A 12314-nucleotide genomic window follows, 5' to 3' on the forward strand; every position below is an offset into this window, starting at 1 on the left:
AAAAATAACATCAGCTTTCTAATGGTGTGGTTTTTTGTTTGTGGCGATCAGGCTATTCATGGCCTTCTGGTATATTGATGTACTAAAGCGCTGACTTTATAGATGCACGATAATTACGCGCACCAGCACTTAGGCGCCTAAACTGAAAGGTTGTGCCATTGAAGCTTCCAGTATATAAAAGCTTTCTTTAGGTGACCGATACTGTAACTTGGTTAGCATAATGACCAAATGAGGAGCTTTATAGTAACATTAGTAGTGTTATGCACATATTTCTAGTATGTGCTTTTTGCTTGACTGAAGCATTAATAACAGTTATGAGATATACTCATATTCTTGATATTCTTTAAGATCTTTACAGATCATATAAATGATCTTCTAATTATATTTTATAGCAATCTTTAATATCTTAATATTACCCCCCCATAAATACATCCATTATAAATGTGGACATTTATGCAGCTTTAAGGAAAACTTGCTAGTTATTTTTTTTCTGATTGAATTAGCGAAGTTATTATTACGTTAACCACCTAAGTAGTTTTGCTAAACTTTCCAAGTTTTAAATGAAATTTATTAGTTAGATAGTTACTAGACTGAGTATAATATTTTTTTGAGGTTTACTTCTTTAAGGTAGCGCGAAAGAACTAATGCTTATAACTTCATAACAGTTATAGCAAGTAATTAAAAAATTTAGTGTTTATAAAAGTATTGTTACTGTTTATAAGAGCAGTCTCAACACGCAAGATAAAGTACCCTCCACCAAATACTATAGGGCTGAACTTGTTTGTTATTAATTAGTTGCATGTTAGTACACGCTGTGCCTGTAAGTTTAATTACTGTAAGCGTTTATGGATACGTTTATCAACAAATTAGCTAGGTAAGAGTTATGTATTGAAATTATAAGAATTACATATTTAGAAATGGTAACCATAGCCATGGACAACCCAGCATAAGTACGTAAGGACCGAGTAGTTGCTGGTAGTCATGTTATCAATTTAGTGCTGTAGATTTTTGTAGGCGCATTAAATACCTCCTCATAATGAGGCAGCTAAAGTATTACTGGCATGAGAAGGAATTATGGAGTGTTGTCAAAACTCTTTTTAAGGAACCTGATCGAAGCAACAAACTAGCAGTTGTTGGGCTTTATAGATTATAATGTCACAGAAAAAATACTAATCAGTAAAGTAATGTTAGTACTGGTTACACAAGAATGTGTAAGTTAATTACATGCTGTGGTTAGCTGTAGCCTTGATTGGCACAATAAACTGTGCCAATCAATACTTATGACTAGGTATTGATATACGTTTTAGTATGCCTAACTAAAAAAGTACTTTAGGCGTATCATGAGCTTTAATCAGCATAGTGCTATACCTTAACTTTGTGTACAGAGCTATAAAAGTATTTCTTTCCTTTAGGAAGCATTTTATAACACTTGGTTAGCATGTAAGATTCTTGGAAAGGACATAATAAGATGATCGAGCAGATACTATTAATTATGCTGGCCATACTGACCTAACGAAACAGTTTCACTGCCATCATAATGAAATGGTACTGACATTATTTACTGTATTAGCTAACTCACTGCTACTGTAACTGATTTAGTGTAATCAATGCTTTTAGTCAAGTACATTAAGCATGTTACACGCATAAAGCGTAATAGCGCTACTTAATCCAAGAAACATTAAGGTTCTTAACAAAACAACTTATCAATCGCGAGCATTGTCAATCAACTTAATGTATGCTGCAGCGTTGCGTTGATCTTTGACTAACTCAACGAAGGTCTGGTTATACTTATTTTTGCCGTCTAGGTCTAAACCGTTCTCTTTGAAAAAAACTAAAAACCGCTCGAAATCGTCGACACGAAGGCCGCGGTAGGCCTTGATCAGCTTATGCAAGGACGGCGAAGTCATATCGGCTGGCTCAAAATTCAGGAATAACTTAATTTGATTATCGTGAATCTTGTCGCCAATAACCTGTTTTTTATCTTTACGCATGACTAACTCCAGAGAATAGATATTTATATAAAAAACGTATTTTCCTGCGTAGTACTAGCTTTGAAAGCTATATAAGTGTAATATAAAAGCTAGCTTGCCTGGATGGTATTTTTTAGTGTTATTAACAGACCGAGTTAGCAGTATAATCAGGCAGGCTAGCTTTTATATTTAGCCATTCTATGTTTATACTGTTGTGCCTAAACGGCATTTATACGTCAATTATCCATAACATATCCTTTGATATAACTGCAGAACTACGTATTTCCAATATCATCACACAATAAGTCGACAATGGAGTATTGTGGTGTGATCCGATAAGACATAATCTAGATTTTATTGTTTTTGTTAAATACTAGTTTATTTAAACTTTTACTTTACGCGGTAAAATAAAGCACTGCTTATAGCGGATGTTTACGACCTGATTCAAAGCTCCATTCTTGACATAGATCATTAGTTGTAATCGGTTATCTACTACTTGTGTGACAGCTATAGATTTTTAGTTAAACAAAAAAGAATGATAGCATCACTTATAACAATGCACTAATAATGCTATTCATAAGCTTAATCTTTAACAGTTAACAGTCTTGCGGTGCAACCTCTATATTTATCTTAAATGAGATTTTAATAAAAACTCTTACCGGCGCAAGAGAAATATTTTTTCTTGAATTATAGAATATTCAGTTAATTGATGTGGTAGTTAACACTAGTATAGTTGATATAACTTATGGTGCGCAGGCATAGGCTTACACATCGATATAAATCGCTTGCCTATATCAAAACTAATAATCTCACTCTACTGTGCAGTCTACTTATTGTTTTATTGGTAATAGTAGCATGTTAGTATATAGTAATGTAATGGCCATAACTAACTGCCTAGCCCATACACACTAATTCCACTACTAAGCAGTAGTGATTCTAATTACCTATACTGGCTGTTATGATTTAATCTTATAGGTGACTATCGACTTATTGCTTTGGCTAAATTTCTAGAGCTACAGTGTTATTGTCTTATAAAAGATTATTAGTCACAACCTATAATATCTAAATTTATAGTTCTGTATTGCACACAGTAACTAGTCTACAAAATTAGTCAACTGTTACCAAGCAGGGGTATGACGAATCAATTAATAAAGCGATTGTGCGGTCTTGCATACAGACAAACCTATTACTTGCAGCATAACAGCCGTTATTGAGCTCAAAGATAAACACATAACTAAACCTATAGATAGCATAGTTTTTTGCCTTGTTCAGGGGTTTGCTATTGTCCATTAGGTATAGCCATGCTAGACAGAAACATCGCTAAAACGTTCACTTAAATTATCAATTTACTAAAGAGTTGACCGCCTATGATTAAAGCCATATCTGTACTCAGCACACAGTTATCACGCTATGTTTGTGTATACAAGTAAAACCAGCTTTTGCCTTATCGCACGCTAGGCGTTCGACACAGGCAATGGCAGTTTATTGGTCATAGGAAGTTTCATGAATGGTTATGCTAATAACGGTACAAGGCACACCTATCTTGTATAAGCGGTTTGTGCTATTTAAGTAGCGCCAAGATCAGATCAAGTAAATTAATTACAGACTTTTTGTAGAGTTCGATATAATCAGGCAAAGCCTCGCAATCAATTCAATTGAATTTATATCGACGGCGTAATCCACGCAAACTAAAACTTATGCATGGCCATAGCAATGCACTGATTAATGCTGGCAACATCAGCGCCAAGGTTGGCTGGCGATTACCAGTTAAGGCACTGAGCCAAAATTGCACTAACTGCATCAAACCGAAGATTACTAAAATCATTAAACACTGCTGCCACATAAAGAACATACGTAAGCGCTGCTGTAACGACTGCATCAAGAAAATAGCTATGGTAAGAAGTAATGCATTTTGACCAAGAAGCGTGCCGTAGAGTATGTCTTCAGCTAAGCCTAGGCACATTGCTGTAATTAATCCGACTGTATGCGGCATAATCAAAGACCAGAAAGCCAACAACAAAGCAAGCCAAAGTGGTCGTAGGATTTCCATAAATTGCGGTAGCGGTGACACGCTGAGCAATAATCCAATGACAAAGTTTAGCCAGACAATGTAGCTGTTTCGCGCATTAGTATATGCCATTAACTTTCCCTCAACTGTTTAGTTGCTTGGGTTACCGCAGCTGGCCGAGCTGTCGGTATGATAGTAGATGCAGGCGGGCCAACCAATATCGGTTGCAGCGCTATGATCGGAATGTTTTGCGCAAGTGTTATTTGGCTGGTCTTCTATTCCATTTACCTAGGATGCGTAGTTGATGCGTTTTTCTATAGTACAGTTGTCACTGTATACTAGTAACAGGTAACGGCTACTGTTTATGACGGCAGTTAGTATAGCGCGAATAATAGCGAATGGCTGACTGGAATAGTGGATTACTTCATTGACAGTTGCAACTGGGTTGCTAGCCGGGAATTGTTGACCTAAACTCGAGCTAACTAGCAGGTCGCCTTCCTGGGTGTCGGCAGTGTCAGCTACATGTCGTAGCTCTAGGCGTTCCGGATTACCGGTACCGCTAGCAATCGCACGCAAACCATTGCGATTAACTTGTACTGGAATACTATGAGTAGTATCCGTCAGCAATAGCACCAGTGAAGTATAAGGCATCAACTCAACTACTTGGCCTATTAGGCCACGAGCATCGAGCACCGGCTGCCCAAGCACTACACTATTTTGTTCACCATTATTAATGCATAATGCAATGGGTGAATGGATTCGGATCTATCCCAATTAACTCGGCCACTTCGACTTTTTTTGTTGACGAGTGCGGAGGATTTAATCAACTCGAGCAGCTGAACGTTCTGCTCGGTAATGGCTGCAAGCTTTTGTATACGCCCCTGTAGTAGCAGGTTTTCTGTCTTGAGTTTTGCATTTTCAGCAACCAGCTCAGTACGACTGCTAAACTAGTTAGCCACGCTGTGGTAGAGACGTTGCGGTAGGTCAGTTATCCAGTAAGTTTGCATAAGCACCAGCGCCATTTGGTTGCGTACTGGCTTAAGCAGTGTAAAGCGGGCATCGATAAACATTAGTGTGATTAAAAGCATTACCAGCACTAATAAACGTATGCTCAATGACGAGTTTTTAGCAAAAAGCAAATTAATAAGTCGCTTCCTCCTGGGCCAATATTTTTCATTCAATAGGATAAGCACTAAATAAGCTGCTTTGTAAAGTGCAACCTACGTGCGAAACACTTGCATATTGAGCGATTTTATTCGCTAGAGAGCAGGTCCATAGTGTGTTTATCCATCATCTCGAGTGCACGACCACCGCCACGAGCTACGCATGTCAGCGGGTCTTCGGCGACAATCACTGGTAGGCTGGTTTCTTGGGCTAAAAGCTTGTCTAGGTCACGCAGTAAGGCCACCAACCACCGGTCAGTACTAAACCACGCTCAGCGATATCAGAAGCCAGTTCAGAAGGTGATTGCTCTAGAACGCTCCTTACAGCCTGAACGATAGTAGCTAAGGACTCTTGCAGAGCTTCTAGTGCTTCATTAGAGTTCAAGGTGAAGTATCGTAGTTGTCAACTACAACTATTAATGAGTACCTTCTAACAGGTCGATTATACTAAAAATATTGTTTATGACCGGCATTATACGAAATCTGGTCAGCTAGATTAGCGTGATATACAATAAACTACCGATTATGGATACAAAATTTTTTTTGTACATGCCGCAAGAACAGTCTAAAGCCTATATACATTCTAGGCTGAAAGAGCGTCTACCAAAAAATCATAATCCATAATCGGTAATCCAGGATTTTAGCGATACTGGTAGTAAGGTCTTTAGTGCTAACATAGAAAGATATACGAACCTGTTCAGTTCATTTAACTAACTATCTTGACGCTAGATTTCTTTAGATATCTAAATGCTTTCTATAGCATTTTACTGATTAGGTTTGACAACCTTTGGTTATGGATATTTATGTAAACATTGCACTATTAATTGCTGTCTAGCTATATTGCTACTTTAGGTAATTACAGTACAACTAGTACAGGTTCTTCTGGCGTCAAACCTTGTATTTTATTAGAATTTATCTTGTCAAGAGTCTGCTTTAGCGAATTTCTACAAGGCATTAATTGACTATTGATAGTCTAGATTTTGTTTTTATTTTTTAGTTTTAATTGTAAATATAGATAGGAACATCTTATCTTAGAGATGACCTTGGTAAGGTATATAATCTTAGTAAATCGTATCATTAACCATGGTGTTTTAAATTAGTTGTTTCCAGGCTGGTACTGGTAACCAGCCCAGATGATTATATTTTCAATGAGAGGTTAGATTTTATGTAGTGTTGGTGATTGGTTTAAACCTACGGTTGTCAGATAATAAATCACGCAAATCTTTATAGCTCTTCTAGCGCATCAATTAATGCCTGATTCTGCTCTGGTGTACCAATGCTAATCCGTAAGAATTGGGCAATCCGCTCTTGCTTAAAGTGCCGTACAATAACCTCTCTCTCACGTAACTTAGTTACTAGCCATGCTGCGTCATATTTTAAATGACGAGCAAAAATAAAGTTAGCTGCTGTTGGTAATACTTCAAAGCCTTTACCTTCAAGCTGTGTAACCATCTTGTTACGGCTTTTAATCACTAGTTGGCAGGTTTTCTCAAAGTATTCACGGTCTTTAAATGAAGCTGCTGCCCCAGCAATCGCCAGACTATCCAGTGGATAAGAATTGAAGCTATTCTTAACCAGCTCTAGCGCTCTGATTAGGTCAGGATGGCCTATGGCTAACCCTACACGTAAACCAGCTAGTGAGCGTGATTTAGATAGAGTTTGGGTAACCAGTAAGTTTGGGTAGCAATCTGCTAAACTAATGGCAGTTTTACCACCGAAATCAATATAGGCTTCATCGACTACTACTACTGAATCAGGGCTAGCCTTAAGAATTTGCTCCACTGCATCCAAGGCTAGCACGCAGCCGGTAGGCGAGTTTGGATTGGGGAAAATGATCCCGCCATTAGGCGTAGTATAGTCCGCTACACGAATCTGGAATTGCGTGTCTAGCGGCACCAGAGTGAACTTGATACCGTAAAGGCCGCAATAAACCGGATAGAAGCTATAGCTAATATCCGGAAATAGCAGTGGTAAGTCATGCTGGAATAGGCTGTGGAAAATATGCGCAAGAACTTCGTCGGAACCATTACCGAGAAAAATTTTGCTAGCATCTATTCCGTAGTGCTTAGCTACTGCCTGCTTAAGTAAATCACCATTAGGGTCAGGGTACAGGCGCAAGTTATCGCTCAACTCTGCATGCATCGCAGCAAGTGCCTTGGGCGATGGGCCATAGGGGTTTTCATTAGTGTTAAGTTTGATGAGTTTTGTCAATTTCGGTTGCTCACCAGGTACGTAGGGTACTAGGTCATAGACAAATTGACTCCAAAATTTACTCATATTTCAGTTCCCTTGCTGTTGGAGTCAAGAAGATCAAGTATACGATACTCAGCACTACGTGCGTGAGCGCTGAGAGATTCACCACGAGCTAGCACAGAGGCTGTTTTGCCTAGTTCAGAAGCACCTTGTGGTGAGCAGAAGATAATAGACGAACGTTTCTGGAAGTCATAAACACTAAGCGGTGACGAGAAACGCGCAGTGCCAGACGTTGGCAGCACATGGTTCGGGCCTGCACAATAGTCACCTAAAGCTTCACTAGTGTGACGACCCATGAAGATCGCACCAGCATGGCGAATGTGCGGTAGCCAGGTTTGTGGATTAGTAATGGACAGCTCTAAATGCTCCGGTGCGATCAAGTTTACCACTTCAATAGCTTGTTCTATGTCACGCACTAAAATTAACGCACTACGATCATTTATCGACTTTTCGATAATTGCGGCGCGATCCATAGTCGGCAACAACTCATTAATAATGGCAGTAACTTTATCTAGGAACTCTGCGTCTGGACTGATTAGAATAGCTTGAGCGTCTTCGTCGTGCTCAGCTTGAGAAAATAGATCCATGACAATCCATGCCGGGTTGGTTTGGCCGTCGCATACCACGAGGATTTCTGAAGGTCCTGCGATCATATCAATACCAACCTGGCCGAATACATGACGCTTAGCGGTAGTGACGTAGATGTTGCCAGGACCCACTACCTTGTCAACCTTAGGCACACTTTCTGTGCCGTAAGCCATTGCTGCAATAGCTTGCGCACCACCGATCGTAAACACACGATCAACACCTGCGATGCAGGCGGCAGCTAGCATCAGCTCATTGATCTCACCATGCGGCGTCGGTACTACCATGATTACTTCGGCAACGCCAGCTACTTTGGCTGGGATCGCATTCATAAGTACTGACGAAGGATAAGACGCTTTACCGCCTGGTACGTATAGTCCAGCGCTATCTAGCGGCGTTACCTTTTGGCCAAGTATAGTACCGTCCGCTTCAGTATAACTCCAAGAATTTTGTTTTTGTTTTTCGTGGTAGCTACGCACTCGTGCTGCCGCTATCATCAAGGCGTCGCGCTGAGGAGCAGTAATACGCATTAAAGCTAGCTCTAAGCGTTCGTGAAGTATAATAAGGTCCGACATAGACTTGACGTCAAGTTTATCAAACTGACTGGTGAAATCTATTAGCGCCTTATCACCGCATTCACGCACAGCCTTAATAATATTAAGTACTCGCTGATTGATTAAGTCGTCAGATACGCTTTCCCGCCTCAGTAGATGGGCTAGATGATGCGTAAAATCAGAGTCATCAGCATTAAGTCGGATAATGGAAGTAGGTTTGACCATATTAAGAACCTTATAGGAATGACAAAAAACTCAGACATCGTAATCTAGCATTCGTTTTCGCTTGTGCACCTGAAAATTTTGATTTTGAGATAGACAGACGAGTACGGCCTTATGACTGCGTAAGGCTAGTCAACACTATAGCAATTATAGGTTACAGTGCCTTACGTAGAGTGCTGATCAGCGCTTGGATACGGGCGTACTGCATTTTCATCGATGCTTTATTCGCGATCAGATAAGAGCTAATATTAGCAACCAAGTCCTGTGGTTCAAGGCCATTGGCTAGCAGGGTATTACCGGTGTCAACCACGTCAATGATCTTGTCAGCCAGACCTAGTAAAGGAGCTAGCTCCATTGAGCCGTAGAGCTTCATAATGTCAACCTGACTACCGTGCTCGACGTAGTAGCGTTTAGCAACTTTGACGAACTTAGTAGCTACTCGCAGGCGACCTTTGGGTTTAGTGTGCCCTATACGACCAGCAGTCATTAGCTTACACATGGCGATACGCAGATCTAATATCTCGTATAAATTCAGGCTGCCGTATTCCATTAGCACGTCCTTACCTGCAATACCGAGGTCAGCTGCACCATGTTCAACGTAGGTTGGCACGTCTGTAGCGCGTACGATCAGTAAGCGTACATCGTCTTGGGTCGTAGGGATAATTAGTTTGCGGCTCTTGTTCTGATTCTCGATAGGCACGATGTTAGCTTCAGCCAGAAGTGGCAAAGCGTCATCAAAGATACGGCCCTTGGATAGTGCGATGGTCAACATGGGAAATGCAAGTCCTTCATTAGGCGATTATTTGTTATAAACTGCGCTAATGCGCTAGACAAAGATTGAGACCATTACAGCCTTAATTTGAAACAAATACAGCCTAGATACATCAACAACAATGTGCTGAAATACTCCAGGTTAACGGTCTATGATTCTAGTGTAGTTAAGGTTAGCCAGGTATGCGCCGAATTTTAGCACCGAGCATCTGCAGTTTTTCTTCGATGCACTCATAACCACGGTCTATGTGGTAGATGCGGTCGATTAAAGTATCGCCGTCAGCGCATAACGCTGAAATCACTAGGCTGGCCGAAGCACGCAAGTCGGTAGCCATGACTGGCGCACCCTTTAGCTTATTAATACCGGTTACGATCGCTGTATTGCCCTCGACCTGGATTCTAGCGCCCATGCGGTGCAGTTCATGTACGTGCATAAAGCGGTTTTCGAAGATAGTTTCGATTACAGTGCCAGTACCTTGGGCGATAGCGTTTAAGGAAATGAACTGCGCCTGCATGTCTGTCGGGAACGCTGGATATGGAGCAGTACGAACGTTAACAGATTTTGGTCGTTTACCGTGCATGCTCAACTCGATTTTATCTTTGCTAGTAACAATTTCTGCGCCAGCCTCACGCAGCTTTTCTAGGACAGCTTCTAAAATGGTTGGATCAGTGTTCTTAATTTTGATATGACCACCTGTGACTGCAGTGGCAACTAAGTAAGTACCAGTCTCAATGCGATCCGGCATCACTTTGTAGCTGGCAGAATGCAGGCATTTAACACCATCTATAGTAATGGTGTCTGTGCCTGCACCTTGGATATGGGCGCCCATAGCAATCAGGAAGTTAGCTAGGTCGACTACTTCCGGCTCTCGTGCAGTGTTTTGCAGTATGCTACGGCCGCTAGCTAGAGCAGCTGCCATCATTATGTTCTCTGTGCCGGTCACACTGACGGTATCAAAAAAGAAATTAGCGCTACGTAATCTGCCTTTTGGTGCTTTAGCCTTAATGTAGCCACCGACTACATTAATAACTACGCCCATTGCTTGAAGACCATGGATGTGTAGGTCTACTGGACGTGAACCAATGGCGCAACCACCAGGTAAAGCAACTTCAGCTTCACCGAAACGCGCAACCATTGGGCCCAGCACTAGAATCGACGCACGCATTGTTTTCACTAGCTCGTACGGAGCAATCAGAGTTTTAATAGTGCGTGGGTCAATTTCTATAGCCAGCTTCTCATCGATCACAGGCTCAATGCCCATGCGACCGAATAGTTCGATCATAGTAGTTATGTCATGCAGGTGTGGTAGATTAGACACAGCGACTGGCCCATCGCATAGCAGGGTCGCTGCTAAAATCGGTAAGGCAGCATTTTTGGCACCGGAAATACGTATTTCGCCATCAAGACGAGCACCACCAGTAATAATCAATTTATCCATAAGGATCTCGATGTATTTGAAGCTTAGGTGCGCTTAGCCCAGGCCGCGCGGCTGAAAAATTTCATAGTGACAGCATGGATGCGGCCATCGGTAATCCATTGGTTCAAATGAGCATAGATCTGTTGTTGACGTTTTACCGGGCTTAATAATGCCAGCTCATCGCTAATCACATTAAGCTGGAAATTACACCCTACGCCTTCAACCTCTATGTGTGTTTCTGGGAGATTTCCTTCAAGCAAGTTTTTAATTTCTAAGATCTGCATATTTAACCTTTATTGTTTCCTGGTGAACACTTAGTCGTAGACTATATAAAAGTATTCCACCATGTGAACTTATACATGGTGGAACTATAATTTAGTGGTGGGTGGTTTAGTTCAGTAAAGTGAATTAAGGATATGTCAACAACTCAGTAATACCGGAAACCTGGGCAATTTCACGCATATCTTCTGGCAATGCACGAATTTTAACTTGCTTCTTAACTGCTCCGGCATCTCTCATAAAACATAGCAGCAACGACAAGCCAACACTGCTAGATCTAGTCACTGCCGAGCAATCAATCACTAGTGTAGTTACACTACTACTGTGAATTAGCGTTTGACCTTGTTTACGCAAGTCAGGCGCCGTGTGGTAATCTAATGCGCCACTAATGAACAACTCGCCAGCGTTATTAAGTCGAATAGCTGACTCAGTCATTGTGCAAACTTCTTTGTAGTTTATTTTTTAGTTTCTGCTGTAGCCTTAGCTATTTCACTGGTCCAGCTATTAATGGTTTTATTTAAGTCGTTGTTATTGCGCTGCATTGCGTCAACGAACTGATCGCGGAACAGCTTCCCTATATTAATACCGTTGATGATCACGTTACGCAGTTTCCACTCGCCGTTAATCTTTTCCATCGTGTACTGAACAGGGTAAATAATACCATTATTAGCTTTAACAGTCATATTAACGCTAGTGCGGTTAATAGATTCATCTACAGCTGAAGTAATGTTAATACGTTGGTCATTGTACTCCAATAGGGCATTACCATAAAACTGAAATAAACTCTTTTTAAAGTTTTCCTGGAAAGTTTTCATTTGTGCAGGCGTAGCCTTACATGAATACTTGACTGTCATAATACTGCGAGAAATGCCTTCGGCATCAATCACAGAACCAATAATGGCATTTAATGCATCATAAAACTTGGTTGGGTTTTGCTTATACTGCTCTTTGTGAGCAGCTAGATCAGCTAACATTTTGTTCGTAATATCTTGTACTAGATCATGTGCAGAACCAGCTGCTTTTGATGTTAGTGGTAACACTGCCAACAGTATCAGAAGACCACTTTTTAAGATGGAGATCATGAACAGATT

9 protein-coding genes and 2 pseudogenes are annotated in these 12314 nt (G+C 40.8%); all 11 read right to left on the bottom strand.

Annotated elements, in window-relative coordinates:
• Positions 1-1703 precede the first annotated feature (1703 nt).
• Complete coding sequence (locus C3B55_RS02275; protein ID WP_129211104.1) at positions 1704-1991, bottom strand: PA4642 family protein; 288 nt, start codon at positions 1989-1991, stop codon at positions 1704-1706.
• Between the two features lie 1630 nt (positions 1992-3621).
• Positions 3622-4110, bottom strand: coding sequence for a rod shape-determining protein MreD (mreD, locus tag C3B55_RS02280; RefSeq protein ID WP_129211106.1), 489 nt, complete (start codon positions 4108-4110; stop codon positions 3622-3624).
• A 161-nt stretch (positions 4111-4271) separates the two neighbouring features.
• Positions 4272-5066 (bottom strand): annotated as a pseudogene (mreC, locus tag C3B55_RS02285) (rod shape-determining protein MreC); the annotation flags it as partial.
• 164 nt (positions 5067-5230) lie between these two features.
• Positions 5231-5538 (bottom strand): annotated as a pseudogene (locus C3B55_RS02290) (rod shape-determining protein); the annotation flags it as partial.
• A gap of 827 nt (positions 5539-6365) precedes the next feature.
• The gene (gene hisC / locus C3B55_RS02295) at positions 6366-7418 is read right to left on the bottom strand and encodes a histidinol-phosphate transaminase (RefSeq protein ID WP_129211108.1); all 1053 of its coding nucleotides are present in this window, start codon (positions 7416-7418) and stop codon (positions 6366-6368) included.
• The gene (gene hisD / locus C3B55_RS02300; RefSeq protein ID WP_129211110.1) at positions 7415-8758 is read right to left on the bottom strand and encodes a histidinol dehydrogenase; all 1344 of its coding nucleotides are present in this window, start codon (positions 8756-8758) and stop codon (positions 7415-7417) included. Before hisD ends, hisC begins: the two co-directional genes overlap by 4 nt.
• Positions 8759-8909: 151 nt before the next feature.
• A complete protein-coding gene (hisG, locus tag C3B55_RS02305) occupies positions 8910-9527 on the bottom strand; it encodes an ATP phosphoribosyltransferase (RefSeq protein ID WP_129211112.1) in 618 nt (205 codons plus the stop codon).
• A gap of 172 nt (positions 9528-9699) precedes the next feature.
• Complete coding sequence (gene murA, locus C3B55_RS02310; protein WP_129211114.1) at positions 9700-10965, bottom strand: UDP-N-acetylglucosamine 1-carboxyvinyltransferase; 1266 nt, start codon at positions 10963-10965, stop codon at positions 9700-9702.
• 23 nt (positions 10966-10988) lie between these two features.
• The gene (locus C3B55_RS02315) at positions 10989-11228 is read right to left on the bottom strand and encodes a BolA family protein (protein WP_129211116.1); all 240 of its coding nucleotides are present in this window, start codon (positions 11226-11228) and stop codon (positions 10989-10991) included.
• Positions 11229-11352: 124 nt separating this feature from the next.
• On the bottom strand, positions 11353-11658 hold the full coding sequence (locus tag C3B55_RS02320; protein WP_129211118.1) for an STAS domain-containing protein: 306 nt from the start codon (positions 11656-11658) through the stop codon (positions 11353-11355).
• Between the two features lie 20 nt (positions 11659-11678).
• Positions 11679-12305 carry an MlaC/ttg2D family ABC transporter substrate-binding protein gene (locus C3B55_RS02325; protein WP_129211120.1) on the bottom strand — a complete coding sequence of 209 codons (627 nt, stop codon included), beginning with the start codon at positions 12303-12305 and terminating at the stop codon, positions 11679-11681.
• Positions 12306-12314: the final 9 nt, after the last annotated feature.

Source organism: Candidatus Pseudomonas adelgestsugas, assembly GCF_004124255.1.
Taxonomy (GTDB): Bacteria; Pseudomonadota; Gammaproteobacteria; order Pseudomonadales; family Pseudomonadaceae; genus Aquipseudomonas; species Aquipseudomonas adelgestsugas.